Source organism: Microbacterium sp. NPDC028030 (assembly GCF_040637855.1).
In the GTDB taxonomy this organism is placed as follows: domain Bacteria; phylum Actinomycetota; class Actinomycetes; order Actinomycetales; family Microbacteriaceae; genus Microbacterium.
In genome coordinates this window covers 490,216-505,768 of record NZ_JBEZXF010000002.1, presented here as the reverse complement: position 1 = coordinate 505,768, position 15,553 = coordinate 490,216, and the positions used below count along the sequence as shown (strand labels likewise).

The window sequence follows — 15,553 nt, the reverse complement described above, 5'->3', positions numbered from 1 at the left end:
ACTCCTAGTCGTTGACGGGACGGACGATGGCGGTCGCGCCGTTGATCACGCTCACGGCGATCGGCGCGCCTGCGGGGATGGGAACGGGGGTCGAGCTGCGCGCCGTCCAGGTGTCCCCGTTGGCGAGCTTGGCCTGTCCAGAGATCTGCGTGATCTCGCTCAAGGCGATCCCTCTCAGATCGAGGAGGGCATCGACGTTGGACTTCGTCGGATCCTCGCCGCGATGGAGCCGTCTGATGAGCGGCGGACGGAGGAAGAGGATGAACAGGGCGGCCGCAGCCGCGGCGATGATGACCTGCACCCATACCGGCACGCCGAGGAGATCGGTCACGAGCCCGACGACGCTGCCGAAGCTGAGCATGAGGAACGTGAAGTCGAGCGAGAGCATCTCGATGACGAGGAAGACGGCGATCAGGACCAGCCAGCCGATCCAAGCCCATTGGTCGATGAACGTGACGAATGTCGCGAAGTTGTCCATGCGGCCTCCTTTGTGGTCAACGTATCACGCAGGACGGCGCTGATCGTGGTGCCCCGACGCGTGATTGGTAGTGTGAGAGTGCCGTGCTATCACGGCTTTTTCACGCATCATGAGGAGTCACCGTGACCGACGTTCTTCCCGCAGGATCCCTCGACGGCAAGGTCGCCCTTGTCACCGGTTCATCGCGGGGGATCGGCGCCGACACCGTCCGCTACCTCGCTGAGGCCGGCGCCGACGTCGTGATCAACTACCGGAACAAGGCGCCTCGGGCGGAGAAGCTCGCCACGCAGCTGCGTGAGCTCGGTCGTCGCGCGCTGGTCGTGGGTGCAGACCTCACCGATCCCGCTTCCGTTGCCGAGATGTTCGACGCGATCCGTGCGGAGTACGGACGCCTCGACGTCCTGGTGCTGAACGCATCGGGCGGGATGGAGTCGGGCATGGCCGAGGACTACGCCCTCACCCTGAATCGCGATGCGCAGCTCAACGTCCTGAACGCCGCGACCCCGCTGCTCGGCGATGGTGCACGCGTCGTGTTCGTGACGAGCCACCAGGCGCACTTCATCCGCACCACGCCGACGATGCCCGAGTACGAGCCGGTCGCTCTCTCGAAGCGCGCGGGGGAGGACGCCTTGCGGGAGCTCATCCCCGGGCTGGCGGAGAAGGGGATCGGATTCACCGTCGTCTCCGGCGACATGATCGAAGGCACCATCACAGCCACCCTGCTCGAGCGGGCGAATCCCGGCGCGATCGCCGAACGTCGCGAGTCTGCGGGAAAGCTCTACAACGTCTCCGAGTTCGCGGCAGAGGTGGCCAAGGCCGCCGTCGATCCGGTGCCTTCCGACAACACCCGTCTCGTCGGAGATGTGAGCGCATTCGCCGCGGAGTAGGCGCCGTAACGAAGAATCGGCCCCGTCTCGCGCGATGCGGGACGGGGCCGATACTCTTCGTCGATGCTGAGGTCAGCTCGCGGCGCCACCCTGGACGGCCGAGACGTACGCCTTCTCGTCCTTGCCGATCGTGATCGCGCGGACGATCTGGATGATCCCGAGCACGACCAGCGAGATACCCAGCAGCAGCCAGAACGCGAATCCGGCGATGATCGGCGAGAACAGCACGATGATTCCCGCGATGATGCTGAGGATCGCGTAGAGCACTGTCCACACGCGAGAGCCGTCGCTGCCGAGAAGCGTCAGGGCGACCACGCCGTCGACGATCCAGCTGACGCCGATGAAGATCACGACGACGAATGCGAGCGTGGCCGCCGCGGCGTTGAGATTGAAGAAGGCTATGACGCCGGCGACGACATAGAGCAGCCCGAGGACGATGTGACCGACGCGGGCCCATCCGCCTTTGGCGCTGGAGAAGATACCGAGACCGATGTAGACGAGACCGGCGATCACCAGATATGACGCGAAGATCGCCGTCACGATGACGGCGGATTTCACCGGCCACACGAGGAGGACGATTCCCGCGAGGAGCGCCAGTACGCCCGCGACGGCGAGCGTGACGCGGATCGACTTGAACAGGGACTTGGCTTCGTTGACTGGTTCAGACATGGTTGGGGACCCCTTTCTGAAAAGATCCTGTGAGGATGCCCCCTCAGGGTAGCGCCCTCGTGGCCCGGGATGGGGAGGAGTCTTCGCCCGCGTTTCTCGAGGACACGTGCGGACACGCGACGACATGGCAGGATCGAGTCGTGACAGACCCGGACGACTCCCGCCTGCGCGAACTCGTGGTCATGCGCAGGGTCAGGGACCGCATCGACCGTGAGTACGCCAAGCCACTCGACGTGGAGGCGCTGGCGCGCGGCGTGCACATGTCAGCCGGCCACCTGAGCCGGCGTTTCCGCGACGCGTACGGCGAGTCGCCGTACTCCTATCTGATGACGCGAAGGATCGAGCGCGCGATGGCCCTGCTGCGAAGAGGGGACCTCTCTGTGACGGAAGTCTGCTTCGAAGTCGGGTGCTCCTCGCTCGGAACCTTCAGCACGAGATTCTCGGAGCTGGTCGGTGTCGCACCCAGCGTGTACCGTGAACGCGCCGCGAATGTCGAGGGGATCCCGGCGTTCCAGGCCAAGCAAGTCACCAGACCGATCAGGAATCGAGAAGCACCGCGCACCGACGCGCACCTAACGTGAACATCATGAAGATCAGCATCCATTACGCCTTCCTGCCACACACCGACGCCGAAGCTGCCCTCGCCTTCTACCGAGACACCCTCGGCTTCGAGGTGCGCAACGATGTCGGCTATGACGGCCTCCGGTGGCTCACGGTGGGTCCACAAGGGCAACCGGAGACATCGATCGTCCTGCATCCGCCGGCGACGGATCCCGGCATCACCGACCTCGAGCGCCAGACGATCCTCGAGCTGATCGCCAAGGGCAGCTACGGGGCGCTCACGCTGGCGAGCGACGACGTCGACGAACTCTTCGATCGCCTCGTCGAAGGCGGAGCTGACGTCGTCCAAGAGCCGATGGATCAGCCATACGGGGTGCGTGACTGCGCTTTCCGAGACCCCGCGGGCAACCTGCTCCGTATCAACCAGGCCTGAGCCTCACCCGAGACATCGAAGGACACCATGACCGTCGACGCGCACCCCGCTGACACCCACGACATGATCCGCGTGCAGGGCGCGCGCGAGAACAATCTGAAGGACGTCAGCGTCGACATACCGAAGCGGCGTCTGACGGTGTTCACGGGAGTGTCCGGCTCGGGCAAGAGCTCGCTCGTCTTCGACACGATCGCGGCCGAGTCCCGGCGGATGATCGACGAGACGTACAGCGCTTTCGTGCAGGGCTTCATGCCGTCTGTACCGCGGCCGGACGTCGACGTCCTCGAGGGACTCACCACGGCGATCATCGTCGACCAGGAGCGGCTCGGCGCCAACCCCCGATCGACCGTGGGGACCGTCACGGATGCCAACGCCATGCTGCGCATCCTGTTCAGCAAGCTGGGGCAGCCGTACATCGGCGGCCCGACGGCGTTCTCGTTCAACATCCCCACGCAACGGGCGAGCGGCGTCATGACGGGCCCGGGTGGTGAGAAGAAGATCGTCAAGGACGCGATCTACCTCGGCGGCATGTGCCCGCGCTGCGAGGGGAGGGGAGCGGTCTCCGACCTCGACCTGGCGCAGATCGTCGACGAGTCGAAGTCGCTCGACGAGGGAGCCATCATGGTCCCCGGCTACACCGCCGACGGCTGGATGGTGAAGGGCTTCTCGCAGTCAGGGTTTTACCCGGCGGACAAACCTGTCTCGGAGTTCACGGAGAAGCAACGCCACCTCTTCCTGTACGGCGAGGTGACCAAGGTGAAGATCTCGGGGATCAACATGACCTACGAGGGTCTGATCCCGAAGATCACCAAGTCGATGCTGTCGAAGGATCTCGACGCGTTGCAGCCGCACATCCGTGCCTTCGTCGAGCGGGTGGCCACCTTCGCGGTGTGTCCCGAGTGCGACGGGACGCGGCTGACCGAGGGGGCGCGCTCTTCCAAGATCGACGGTGTGAGCATCGCCGACGCGTGTCGGATGCAGGTCACCGACCTCGCAAACTGGGTGCGCGGCCTCGATCTCCCAGGGGCAGGACCTCTTCTGCAGGCGCTCAGTGCCAACCTGGATGCGTTCGTCACGCTCGGCCTCGGCTATCTGAGCTTGGAGCGCCCGTCGGGAACCCTGTCCGGGGGAGAGGCGCAGCGGATCAAGATGTTGCGTCATCTCGGATCATCGTTGACCGACGTGACCTACGTGTTCGACGAGCCGACCATCGGACTGCACCCGCATGACATCCAGAGGATGAACGGGCTGCTGCTGCAGCTGCGCGACAAGGGCAACACGGTCTTGGTGGTCGAGCACAAGCCGGAGACCATCGCGATCGGAGACCACGTCATCGATCTCGGCCCAGGGGCGGGCAGCGGCGGCGGTGAGATCTGCTTCGAAGGGTCCGTCGAAGGCTTGAAGGCCAGCGGCACGAAGACCGGCGATCACCTCGATGACCGTGCGCAGCTCAAGGACGACGTGCGCGCGGGGACGGGGCGCATCGAGGTGCGAGGGGCCTCGGCGAACAACCTGCAGGACGTCGACGTCGACATTCCGACGGGGGTGCTGACCGTGGTGACCGGGGTCGCAGGGTCCGGGAAGAGCTCTCTCATCCACGGATCGGTGTCGAAGCGCGAGGGTGTCGTCGCGATCGACCAGGCAGCGATCAAGGGCTCCCGCCGAAGCAATCCCGCGACGTACACGGGGCTCCTCGAGCCGATCCGGAAGGCGTTCGCGAAGGCCAACGGGGTTAAGCCGGCCCTGTTCAGCGCCAACTCGGAGGGCGCTTGTCCCTCCTGCAAGGGTGCTGGTGTGATCATCACCGAGCTCGGCTTCATGGACACGATCGAGACCCCGTGCGAGGACTGCGGCGGTAAGCGCTTCCAAGCGAGTGTCCTCGAGTACAAGCTTGCGGCTAAGGACATCACGCAAGTGCTCGATCTGTCAGTGTCGGAGGCCCGGGTGTTCTTCGGAGACGGTGAGGCCAAGCTCCCCGCGGCTGCGGCGATCCTCGGGCGCATGGAGGATGTGGGGCTCGGGTACCTGTCACTCGGACAGCCGCTGTCGACGCTCTCCGGCGGTGAGCGCCAGCGCATCAAGCTGGCCATCCAGATGGGGGAGAAGGGGGATGTCTACGTGCTCGATGAGCCGACCACAGGGCTCCACCTCGCCGACGTGGACAAGATCCTCGGTCTGCTGGATCGTCTCGTCGATTCCGGGAAGACCGTGATCGTGATCGAGCATCACCAGGCGGTCATGGCGCACGCCGATTGGATCATCGACATCGGTCCCGGGGCCGGCCACGACGGCGGGAGGGTGGTCTTCGAAGGCGTGCCAGCCGATTTGGTATCCCAAAAATCGACACTGACGGGGGAGCACCTCGCAGCCTACGTCGGCGCGTAGGAGCGCAGACAGCGGGGTGCGGTGAGGGTGGGCGCACGGCGCCGGGACCCGTCAGTCGCCGTGCCGATCGACTGGGAACCACACCGTGCGTGCGATCACACGATCCCGCTCGGCTGATCGATCCCGGCGAGGCGGATCGGACGGATACGCATCCAGCGCCGCCTGATTCGGAAAACTGTACGTCTGGACCTCGTCCGGCCGATCGTCGGCTGCGCTGGCGTCCTGGATCGTCACCACGCGATGCAAGACGGTCGCACCGTGGTCAGCGAGCAACGCCAGGACGCTGTCTTCATACGCCGTCAAGTCAGTCGCGTGTCCTGGTCGCGCCCACAGAAGGCAGCACGGCGTGATGGAGGAGGAACCGCCTGTCGTGCTCTGATTGTGGCACCGGCCCCGGAACCAGCGCGGTTCCGGGATATCCGATAATGCACATTATGTCAGTTCGTGAGTCTCTTCTTTTCCGCTGGTCTCCCCCAGAGCTGCGGCCACTGGCCCACAGAAACGAGTGGGCCTCAGTCTGCGAGGTAGCACGACTCACGCGCTATCCATTCTGGTTGCACGTCACCGATCGTGCGCGATACAGCTTGTGCTCCATTTCCAGGACGACCACGTCGGGAGCCGACAAGAAGCAATCCGCTGGGCCCGGAGAGTCGATTCCGAGCCGAATCTGGGCAGGCAGCTCGATTCCGTCGACCGCGATCAATGGGAACCATTCACTGCTGATATCCACTGAATGACGACTCCCTTGCACGCAGGCACGGAACCCTGTGTCATCAGCCCCCTCGATGTCGCTCAAAGTCAGGGGTGGAAGAGCCGAAGGGTCCGAAACCTCGCACACATCCTGGACCGTTTCCAGCGGAGCGTCCGTTTCCGAGATGAGAGGTGCGTCTGACGAGCAGGCGCTGAGCAAGAGGACCACGGCCCCGATCTGGACTACGGCCGAACGACGCCCAGCGAACCGCGGGCGCGTTGAACTCTCGCACGTCGTCGCGTCGGGTGCAGTCATACGTCGCGCCGGTGGCGGTGGGAGCGGGCGGACAGCGGCGAATCGGGGTTCCTCCGCACGGTCAGAAGGTTGCGTCCGTGCTCCGAGGGTGGGCGCTCCTCCCCCGACTCCTCGAATCCGAGCTTCTCGAGCACCCTTCGGGATGCGAGGTTCCACTCCCAGACTCCGGCCCACACGCGCCGGTGACCGAGCTCGTCGGTCCATCTCAGCACGGCCTCGGCGGCTTCCGTCGCGAAGCCGTTGTTGTGCACGGCCCGCAGGAACTCGAATGCCAGCTCGGGCTCATCGCCCACACCCGCGCCGCCGAAGACGAGGCCGCAATACCCGATCGCCTCGCCGGTCGATACGAGCTGGGCGGTCTGGAGCCATGACTCCCCCGCCGCGGTGATGTGCGCGGCGATCTCCTGCACATCGGGATGGCCCTCGGCGTCGAGCCGTCGGTGGGCGGGCACCCGTTCATCCCGTTCCGTCCACATTCGGCGGAAGACCGGCGCATCCTCCATCGTCTGTCTCCGCAGGACCAGTCGAGGCGTCTGCAGTCGTGGCATCGCGGGGGTGAGAGTCACCCTCGTATTGTCGCAGTGGCGCCAAGCAACAGGAACAGGCGCTGAGTCAGCTCACGGACCAGACCCCGAGCTCGTTCCCGCTCGGGTCGGAGAAATGCAGACGGCGCCCGCCCGGGAAAGCGTACGGCTCTTGAAGGATCGCGCCGCCGGCCGCGGTGATCGCGTCTCTGGTGGTGTCGAGGTCGTCGGAATAGAGAAGGACGAGTGGTCCGCCCGCGGGTCTCGGCTCCTCCGCAAGCATGAGGCCACCGACCTCGCTGCCGTCGCCGCGCGGCGAGAGGATCCCTGCGTAACCGGGGCCGTAGTCCTTGAACGCCCACCCGAACGCGTCGGCGAAGAAACTCTTCGCGGTGCCGAGGTCTGTGACGACGAGTTCGACATAGTCGAGTGAATGGTGAAGCGGTGTGCTGGTCATGGCGTCACGGTAGTCCTCGCCACCGACATCGTGCGCGGGCGGAGCAGCGCCCTTCGCAGGAGTAGCGTTGAGACGTGCCGCAGGTCTCCCGCTCCCCCGTCTCGACTCCGGGAAGGCGCGCATGGGTGATCTGGTCGGTGGGCGTCGCGGCCTATGTGCTCGCGATCACCAACCGGACCTCGCTCGGCGCCGTCGGCGTGGAGGCGGCCGACAGGTTCCAGGCTGACGCGTCCACCTTGGCGCTGTTCGCCGTGGTGCAGCTCGCCGTCTACGGCGGGATGCAGATCCCGGTCGGAGTACTCCTCGATCGTTACGGCTCTCGTCCGATCATGACCATCGGCATGCTGCTCATGGCCGCCGGTCAGTTAACGATGGCCCTCTCCCCCAGCATCGGAATCGCGATCTTCGCTCGTATACTCCTCGGCGCCGGGGATGCGGCGATCTTCCCTGCTGTGCTGCGTCTCGTCGCGACGTGGTTCCCCGCGCAGCGCGGGCCGCTCATGGTGCAGTTCACCGGAATCATCGGCCAGGCCGGCCAATTGATCGCGCTCGTTCCGCTCGCGGCACTCCTGCACGCGACGTCGTGGACCATCACGTTCGGGAGCATCGCCGGGCTCGGCGTCCTGTTCACGATCCTCGTTGCGCTGGTCATCCGCAATCACCCGGCCGAACGCGGCGCCGACGTCACCGTGAACACGGACACCGGTGTCGTCCGCGTCGTCACCTCGGCGATCGACACCGGTGTGGGCATCCGCGCGGCATGGGCGCACCCGGGCACACGTCTGGCGTTCTGGTCGCACTTCACCACGCCGTTTGCCGGAACCGCGTTCGTGCTGCTGTGGGGAATGCCCTTCCTCACCGCAGCACAGGGGCTCGACACCGCTCATGCGGCGGGCATCATCTCTGTATATGTCGTTGCCGGCATGCTTCTGGGGCCCGTCATCGGCGACCTCTCCCGACGGCTGCCCAACTACCGCTCCCTCGCGCTGGTCCTCCCCGCCGTCGGGCTGCAGCTGTCCGCCTGGATCGCCGTGATCGCGCTCCCCTCCCCGGCGCCGATCTGGCTCCTCTACATCCTGGCGATCGCACTCGCGACCGGCGGCCCCGCCTCGATGATCGCGTTCGATCACGCGAGGACCCACAATCCCAGCCACCGATTGAGCACCGCGACCGGCGTCACGAATGCCGGCGGCTTCATCGCGGCCCTCATCGCCATCTTCCTGATCGGGCTCGCGCTCGACCTGCAGGGCGCCGGCACACCGGAGACCTATACGCTCGACGCGTTCCGGGTCGCGTTCCTCATGCCGATCCCCCTCTGGATCGTCGGCACGATCTTCATCCTGATCGAGCGCAAGCGCACGCGTATCCGCATGGGCCTGGACCCCGAGCGCCGGCGCTGAGTGTCGATCCAGCGCCGCGCGGTGTCAGCTGAGCAGGTGCTGCAGCGTCTCGACGATCAGCTCGACGCTCACCCGCTCAGGGACCTCGGGGTCTCCGGCCTCGAACTCGGCGAGCTCCACCCCGCGCACCGAGGCCTGCGGCAGGGCGGCGAAGATCGCAGCGATGTCGTGCGGGAGGAGTCCGCCACCCACGCGATAGGCCGCGGGGATATAGCCGGGCTCGAGCACATCCCAATCGACGTGGATCCACGCCGGACGGCCGGCGATCAGTTCGAGGACGCGTTCGGGCGTGCTCTCCCCCGGTGCGAGGACCGTGACGCCTGCACCAGCCAGCAGTTCGGCCTCTGCCGGATCGATGTCGCGACCGCCGACGACGACCACCTTGGTCGGGTCGAGCCCCGCGCCGTGCCCGCTGTCCCAGAGTCCACAGGCGGCGGCGAGAACCATGCCGCCGAGGTACCCCGACTCCGTGGTCGCCGGCGTGTTGAAGTCTCCATGGGCATCGATCCACAGCACGACGGCATCCGGGTGCTGTTCCGCGACGGTCGGCAGCGTGCCGAGACTCGCCGCGCAGGTGTTCGTGATCAACAGGGGTGTCGCACCCGCCTGGATCGCCCCACGCACCGCACGGCGGAGACCGGTCAACGTCTCCTGCGCCTCCGGGAGCGCGGCCGACCAGTCATCGACTCTGCTGGGCGTCGGACTGCCGATGACCTCGGGTTCCAGGTCGAGCAACGAGGAGACCGCCTCACCGACTCGACGCGCACCGACGAGGGCACCGTCGGTACGGTCGGCGACGCGGCCTTGAGAGATGATGAGCGAGTACGGAGCGGACATCTCTCCAGCCTGTCATTCGAGGGTCCCCCGGTCCAAAACGGCGGCTGGTCAGCGACGCCGTGGCGTCCACCCGATGGGCAACGGGCCGTCCTGCATGGCGCGCTCCCGATCGGCACGCGCCGACCAGCCCTGCGCCTCGCCCGGGGTGTCGAACGCACCGCGGGCGAGCCGGACGCCGAGGTCCTCATGGTGCATGCGGGGCGCTCCCCCACGGCGAACCGACGCCCGAACGCTCCATGCGTCATCGGCGAAACCCCCTCCGCGGAACACGCGGTAGTCGTCGTAGCGGGCGGGGTCCAGGAGGTCCCAGCACCACTCCCAGACGTTGCCGAGCGTGTCGAAGAGGCCGTGGAGGTTCGGCAGCTTGCCGCCGATGTCCTGAGGGGACGACACGCCGTCCGCGCCGGTCCAGCCCGCATCCGCGAGGGGCGCGTAGTGCGGACCGGTCGAGCCTGCGCGGCACGCGAACTCCCACTCCGCTTCGGTGGGAAGGCGATAGCCGTCCGCCGTCGTATCCCAGCTCACTTCTTCGCCGTCGAACCGGTAGACCGGATCCAGCCCTTCCCACTCGGATACGGCATTGCTCAGATGCACGGCGCGCAGCCAACTGAGGTCGGCAGCCGGGCGACGTGGATGGCGCGCCGGCACACCGAGAACCTCTGCGAGCTGCTCTTCGGTGACCGGGTACACGCCGATCTCGAACGACTCCAGGACCACGTCGCGCTGCTCGCCCCGGCGTGCGTCACGAAGTGTGATCGTCCCTGCCGGTATGCGGGCCAGCTCGACGTCGGTCATGCGGAGAAGAGGGCGGCGCTCACGAGGGCACTCGCTCGACCCAGGTCGGGTACTTCGCGGAGCGGCCGTCACCGGAGGACGTGCGTGTCACACGACGTCGTACCCAGGGCCCGACGAACTCGCGGTAGTACGCGAGTCCCGAGGGTCCCCCGCCGAGACGGTCGCTCGGCGCCCACCAGGTCTCCGGAGGCTCGAAGCCGAGGGCGTGCAGCACATGCGCCGCCACCCGGTGATGGCCGGCCGCGTTCATGTGCAGGCGATCGTCTGCCCAGTACGCCCCTCGAGAAAGCTCGCGGTCGGGCCAGTTGAGGGCACGGACGACGTCAGGACGGTCCTCGATCCGGCGCAGCACGGCGTCCGAGAGGAGGTCGCCCCTGCGCTGGACGAGGTTGCCCATCGGGAGCTGACCGCTCGGATTGGCCCCCGAGAGGAGGATCATGGTCACACCCTCTTCGTCGCAGCGTCGCAGAACGCGGCTGAAGGCGTCGGCGATGTGCTCGACATCGGTGCGCGGCCGGAGCATGTCGTTGCCCCCGCCGTTGAAGGAGAGGTGCGTCGGTCGCAGCGCGAGGGCGGGTTCGAGTTGTTGCTCGACGATGGGCCAGGCGAGCTTGCCACGGATTGCGAGGTTCGCGTACTGGATCCCGTGCCCGGCCGCATCAGCCCAACCCTGAGCCGCGATGTCGGCCCAGCCGCGCTCCTGTCCGTTGGGAAGGACGTCACCGACTCCCTCGGTGAAGGAATCGCCGATCGCCACGAAACGCACATCTGCCATCGTCCCAGCCTATTGCTGCCGGCGCCGGGGAGGTCGCCTCAGCAGCGCGCATCCGAGGCTGCGGTTCAGCGATCGTCGAGCGCGACGCCGCCCCGGTCGACCAGACCCCACGCCGCGGCCGCAGCGCCGACGAAGCAGAACCCGAACACGGCGAACAGGAGGGGTGCTCCGCCCGCGACCAGCATCACAGGAACGGAGAGAGGCGCGATGATCGAGGCGATCCTGCCAACGCCGGCCGCCCACCCGGCCCCTGTCCCGCGCAACGATGTGGGATAGATCTCCGGTGTCACGGCATAGAGCGCGCCCCAGGCGCCGAGGTTGAAGAAGGACAGCGCCATTCCTGCAGCGATGATCGCCCCCTCCGTGTCAGCGGTGCCGAAGAACACCGCCGACACGGCAGACCCGACCAGGAAGACGGACAGTGTCAGCCGCCTTCCCCACACTTCGATCAGCCACGCCGCGACAGCGTAGCCCGGCAGCTGCGCCAGCGTGATGATCAGTGTGTAGCCGAACGATGTGACCAGGTCGAAGCCGGCGTCGACGAGGATGCTGGGGATCCAGATGAACGCGCCGTAGTACGCGAAATTCACTCCGAGCCACACCAACCACAGGCACAGCGTCCGCACCCGGAACTCCGGATTCCACAGCGTGGCCAGGCGCGCCCTGGTCGTGGCTGCGATGGCGCGTGACGCCGGTTCCTTCCGGATCGCGGGGCCGGACACGGCACCAGCATCCGCTTCGAATGCCGACACGATGCGGTCGGCTTCGGCGATACGTCCCCGAGAGGCGAGCCATCGCGGGGACTCGGGCATACCCCACCGGACGAACATCGCATAGACGGCGGGGATGGCCCCGAGCGCGAACGCCCAGCGCCATCCGTCGTCGGATGCCGGGATGACGAGGAACCCGATCAGGGCGGCTGCTGTCCACCCGAGCGCCCAGAAGGCTTCGAGGATCACGATCAGCCGCCCGCGGATGCGTGAGGGAGCGAACTCGCTGACATACGTCGATGCGACCGGGAGCTCCGCGCCCAGCCCCAGACCGACGAAGAACCTCAGCAGCAGGAGCATGGCGAGGCCCCCGACGAGGGCGCTCGCACCGGTCGCGACGCCGTATACGAGCAAGGTGATCGCGAACACCTGCCGGCGCCCGAAGCGGTCGGCGAGGAGTCCGCCGAGGGTGGCTCCGATCGCCATGCCGAGGAACCCGACGGACGCGATCCAGCCGGCTTCCCCCTTGGTCAGACCCCATTGCTGCGTCAGCGCCGCGAGGATGAACGAGATGAGCCCGACGTCCATCGCATCCAGCGCCCAGCCGAGCCCAGAACCGGTGAGCAGACGGAGGTGTCGACGCGTGAAAGGCAGGACGTCAAGGCGCTCGGCGAGCGAAGAACGGCTCGGCAGGGCGGTGTTGGCCATGCTCTTCATCGTAGAGCCGCGGCGAACCGCCCCGCGTCGGATGACGTCAGTCGCGCTCGGCGAGGATCTTCCGCACGCGCGGGATGACCTCGGTGCCGTACAGCTCGACGCTGCGCATCATCGACTCGTGCGACAGGGTTCCGGTGGCGTACTTCAGGTCGAAGCGCCCAAGCCCGAGCGTGGTGATCGTGTCCGCGATCTTCGTCGCGACCCGCTCCGGAGAGCCGGCGTAGATGGCACCCTCCGGTCCCACGTCGTTCTGGAACCGTGCGCGACTGTATGCGGGCCAACCGCGTTCCCGCCCGATGGTGTTGTTCATCGCCTCGAAGCCCGAGTACGCGGCCTCCCACGCTTCCTCGTCCGTCGCGGCGATGTGCCCCGGTGAGTGCACGGAGACGGGGTGAGAGGTCGTTCCGAAAGACGCCACCGAGCGGTGATAGAGGTCGACGAACGGCTTGAACCGATGCGCCGGGCCGCCGATGATCGCGAGCATCAAGCCGAGACCATGACGGGCCACCCGTACGACGGATTCAGGACTCCCGCCGACTCCCACCCAGGTGCGCAGCCCCTTCTCGGTCTTCGGGAAGACGTTCGCGTTCTCGAGAGACGCGCGCATCGTGCCGGACCACGTGACGGGTTCCTCCTTGAGCAGCTCGACGAAGAGCTCCAGCTTCTGCTCGAAGAGCGCGTCGTAGTCGCGGAGGTCGTAGCCGAACAAGGGGAAGGATTCGATGAAGGAGCCGCGACCGAGCACGACCTCGGCGCGTCCGTTCGAGAGCGCGTCGAGCGTCGAGAAGCGCTCGAACACCCGCACCGGGTCGTCTGACGACAGGACGGTCACCGCGGTTCCGAGGCGGATGTGCTCGGTTCGCGCCGCGATCGCCGCGAGCACCATCTCCGGGGCGGAGACGGCGAACTCGGAGCGGTGGTGCTCCCCCACGCCGAAGAAGTCCACGCCGACGGTGTCGGCCAGTTCCGCCTGCGCCACGATGTTCCGGATGGTCTGGGCTCCGGTGAGAAGCTCTCCATCCGCATCGCGGGTGATGTCGCCGAAAGTGTCCAACCCGAGTTCGATGCTCATATCATCCCTTCCTATTCAGGTGAATGAACACCGGTGGCGCGCCGCGCATTCCCCTCAGCGCGGGAGCAACGCGGTACGGAGGGTGTCGAGCCCCACGCCACCCAGGTCGAGCGCGCGCTTGTGGAACGCCTTGAACGAGAACGCCTCGCCCTCGGCGGCACGCACCCCATCGCGCACCTGTTCCCAGATACGCTGGCGCAACTTACGATAAGACACACGAACACCGCCCCTACCGCGACGGCACCTAAGCGCCACTATCTACCTTCGCATCTCCGAGGAGAAGACCGGAGAAGAGCGAGCTGTGGAGCGCCAGCTAGAGGATGTCCTCAAGCTCATCGCGCAGGGCGGGTGGGTCAAGGCTGGTGACCCGTACCAGGACAACTCCATCAGCGCATCCAAGCGCAACGTGCGGCGACCCGCCTACGACCGCATGGTGGCCGACTATCACGCGGGCAAGTTCGAGGCCATCGTGTGCTACGACCTGGACCACCTCACGCGCCAGCCCCGCCAGCTAGAGGACTGGATCGACGCAGCCACGGACAAGGGACTGGCCATCGTCACGACGAACGGGGAGGCCGATCTCAGCACCGATGGCGGCCAACTCTTCGCCCGGATGAAAGCCGCCGTCGCTAGATCAGAGATTGACCGCAAGGCCGCACGCCAACCCCGCGCCAACGACCAGCGCACCCAGGACGGCGTCCCTCACGCCGGACGACGACGCTACGGCTACGAGTCCGACGGCATGACCCCGCGCGCCGAGGAGGCCGCCGTGGTCCGCCGATGCTTCGAGGCCGTCCACTCCGGTGCGTCCACCCGCTCCATGGTCGCCGACCTCCGGCGCGAGGAGGTCCCCGGTGGCACCGGCGCGGGGTGGGAAAACTCCCGCGTTCGGTACATGCTCCTGAACCCCTCCTACGCCGGACTTCTGCACATCGACGGGGCGGCGTTGCCCTCCGACAAGATCACGCCCATCGTCTCCCCCGAGCTGTACGACGAGGTCCGCGCGATCCTCTTGGATGAGAAGCGCCGTACTCCCCCGGCCCCGGGCGCAAGCACCTGGCCAGCGGCTTCGTCGCCCGTGGTGTCCCCAACTGTCCCAACACGCTCCGCAACCACGCCGGTTACTACACCTGTCAGATCAAGACGCTGAACAACTCCAGCCGCTACATCGACCCGACTGGGCCAAGCACGCCAACATCAAGGTCGCCACCTTGAACGCCCGCCTCCGCGAGGAGATGGCCCTGGCACTCCTGACGACGGACCCCGCAGCGCTCCGCGGCGACGACTCCCCCAGCGTGGCCCCGCTCATCGAGCGGCTAGAGCGCAACCAACGTGCCGCCAAGGCAACCGCCGCCAAGGAGGACGAGGGGCTGCTCTCTCCGCAAGCTGCCCGCGAGCGCCTCTTGGAACTCCGCGAGAGCGCCTGGAGGTGGAGGCCGCCCTGGATGCTGCCAGGGCCTCCAGGGCGGCCTCCGTCGCCCTGGCAGAGATGGCCCGCGAGCTGATCCTCGCCTCCAGCGTCCCGATGGGCCCCACCCGCGTCATCCGTGAGGTCCTCCGCCAGGTTGTGGAAGCGATCGAGGCCATGGACCTGGAACGCCAGCGCGATGCCCTCCAGCAGCTACTCACCGTTCACGTTGAACCTGGCCGCGGCGCAGAACGCATCAAGGTCTGGCATCTAGTAGCCACCCACCTCGGCCCGGACGCCGAAGACTGGACTCTCGCCGACGAGGGCAACAGCTCCGGCCCCCGGCGCAAGCGCGACGTCGTCGAGTCCGCCTAGGCTCTCCCCCATAACCGGCGACTCGCGCAGCCTCCCCGAGCGGGCATCGGGCCCGCACGCGTTC

The 15,553-nt window shown here is 66.9% G+C and carries 16 protein-coding genes and 1 pseudogene; 7 read left to right on the top strand and 10 right to left on the bottom strand.

Going from position 1 to position 15,553, the window contains the following annotated elements:
- Window positions 1-4: 4 nt before the first annotated feature.
- The gene (locus AB0E56_RS11270) at window positions 5-478 is read right to left on the bottom strand and encodes an NfeD family protein (protein WP_183152688.1); all 474 of its coding nucleotides are present in this window, start codon (window positions 476-478) and stop codon (window positions 5-7) included.
- A 122-nt stretch (window positions 479-600) separates the two neighbouring features.
- On the opposite strand from AB0E56_RS11270, the gene AB0E56_RS11265 reads away from it, so the two are divergent.
- On the top strand, window positions 601-1,365 hold the full coding sequence (locus AB0E56_RS11265) for an SDR family oxidoreductase (RefSeq protein ID WP_359798964.1): 765 nt from the start codon (window positions 601-603) through the stop codon (window positions 1,363-1,365).
- Window positions 1,366-1,437: 72 nt separating this feature from the next.
- Here AB0E56_RS11265 and AB0E56_RS11260 read toward each other — a convergent pair whose 3' ends face one another.
- Entirely contained in the window at window positions 1,438-2,034 is a 597-nt protein-coding gene (locus tag AB0E56_RS11260; protein WP_359798962.1) for a DUF308 domain-containing protein, read from the bottom strand.
- 182 nt (window positions 2,035-2,216) lie between these two features.
- On the opposite strand from AB0E56_RS11260, the gene AB0E56_RS11255 reads away from it, so the two are divergent.
- From AB0E56_RS11255 to AB0E56_RS11245, 3 genes are read left to right on the top strand one after another with little or no spacing between them, the layout of a single operon-like run.
- Window positions 2,217-2,615, top strand: a complete 399-nt coding sequence (locus AB0E56_RS11255; RefSeq protein WP_359800052.1) for a helix-turn-helix transcriptional regulator — start codon at window positions 2,217-2,219, stop codon at window positions 2,613-2,615.
- Window positions 2,616-2,620: 5 nt separating this feature from the next.
- Window positions 2,621-3,028 carry a VOC family protein gene (locus AB0E56_RS11250; RefSeq protein ID WP_359798960.1) on the top strand — a complete coding sequence of 136 codons (408 nt, stop codon included), beginning with the start codon at window positions 2,621-2,623 and terminating at the stop codon, window positions 3,026-3,028.
- Window positions 3,029-3,055: 27 nt separating this feature from the next.
- Window positions 3,056-5,413: an excinuclease ABC subunit UvrA gene (locus AB0E56_RS11245; RefSeq protein ID WP_359798958.1), complete on the top strand. Its 2,358-nt coding sequence runs from the start codon at window positions 3,056-3,058 to the stop codon at window positions 5,411-5,413.
- A gap of 1,002 nt (window positions 5,414-6,415) precedes the next feature.
- On the opposite strand, the gene AB0E56_RS11240 is transcribed toward AB0E56_RS11245, so the two are convergent.
- Together AB0E56_RS11240 and AB0E56_RS11235 are read right to left on the bottom strand one after the other, a co-directional pair.
- On the bottom strand, window positions 6,416-6,985 hold the full coding sequence (locus AB0E56_RS11240; protein WP_359798956.1) for a GNAT family N-acetyltransferase: 570 nt from the start codon (window positions 6,983-6,985) through the stop codon (window positions 6,416-6,418).
- A gap of 46 nt (window positions 6,986-7,031) precedes the next feature.
- Complete coding sequence (locus tag AB0E56_RS11235; protein ID WP_359798954.1) at window positions 7,032-7,400, bottom strand: VOC family protein; 369 nt, start codon at window positions 7,398-7,400, stop codon at window positions 7,032-7,034.
- Window positions 7,401-7,474: 74 nt separating this feature from the next.
- Between AB0E56_RS11235 and AB0E56_RS11230 the strand changes: the two genes are divergently transcribed.
- Window positions 7,475-8,800: an MFS transporter gene (locus tag AB0E56_RS11230; protein WP_359798952.1), complete on the top strand. Its 1,326-nt coding sequence runs from the start codon at window positions 7,475-7,477 to the stop codon at window positions 8,798-8,800.
- Window positions 8,801-8,824: 24 nt separating this feature from the next.
- On the opposite strand, the gene AB0E56_RS11225 is transcribed toward AB0E56_RS11230, so the two are convergent.
- The 6 genes and pseudogenes from AB0E56_RS11225 to AB0E56_RS11200 all read right to left on the bottom strand — a co-directional run.
- On the bottom strand, window positions 8,825-9,637 hold the full coding sequence (locus tag AB0E56_RS11225) for an arginase family protein (RefSeq protein WP_359798950.1): 813 nt from the start codon (window positions 9,635-9,637) through the stop codon (window positions 8,825-8,827).
- Between the two features lie 48 nt (window positions 9,638-9,685).
- A complete protein-coding gene (locus AB0E56_RS11220) occupies window positions 9,686-10,432 on the bottom strand; it encodes an SUMF1/EgtB/PvdO family nonheme iron enzyme (RefSeq protein ID WP_359798948.1) in 747 nt (248 codons plus the stop codon).
- Between the two features lie 19 nt (window positions 10,433-10,451).
- Window positions 10,452-11,207 carry an SGNH/GDSL hydrolase family protein gene (locus tag AB0E56_RS11215; protein WP_359798947.1) on the bottom strand — a complete coding sequence of 252 codons (756 nt, stop codon included), beginning with the start codon at window positions 11,205-11,207 and terminating at the stop codon, window positions 10,452-10,454.
- Window positions 11,208-11,272: 65 nt separating this feature from the next.
- Complete coding sequence (locus tag AB0E56_RS11210) at window positions 11,273-12,625, bottom strand: MFS transporter (protein ID WP_359798945.1); 1,353 nt, start codon at window positions 12,623-12,625, stop codon at window positions 11,273-11,275.
- A 46-nt stretch (window positions 12,626-12,671) separates the two neighbouring features.
- On the bottom strand, window positions 12,672-13,706 hold the full coding sequence (locus AB0E56_RS11205; RefSeq protein ID WP_359798943.1) for an LLM class flavin-dependent oxidoreductase: 1,035 nt from the start codon (window positions 13,704-13,706) through the stop codon (window positions 12,672-12,674).
- A gap of 54 nt (window positions 13,707-13,760) precedes the next feature.
- Window positions 13,761-13,919 (bottom strand): annotated as a pseudogene (locus tag AB0E56_RS11200) (DUF885 family protein); the annotation flags it as partial.
- A 43-nt stretch (window positions 13,920-13,962) separates the two neighbouring features.
- Between AB0E56_RS11200 and AB0E56_RS11195 the strand changes: the two are divergent.
- Window positions 13,963-14,856 carry a recombinase family protein gene (locus AB0E56_RS11195; RefSeq protein WP_359800050.1) on the top strand — a complete coding sequence of 298 codons (894 nt, stop codon included), beginning with the start codon at window positions 13,963-13,965 and terminating at the stop codon, window positions 14,854-14,856.
- Between the two features lie 279 nt (window positions 14,857-15,135).
- Window positions 15,136-15,489 (top strand): hypothetical protein, encoded by a 354-nt coding sequence (locus tag AB0E56_RS11190; RefSeq protein WP_359798942.1) that lies wholly within the window; start codon window positions 15,136-15,138, stop codon window positions 15,487-15,489.
- Window positions 15,490-15,553: the final 64 nt, after the last annotated feature.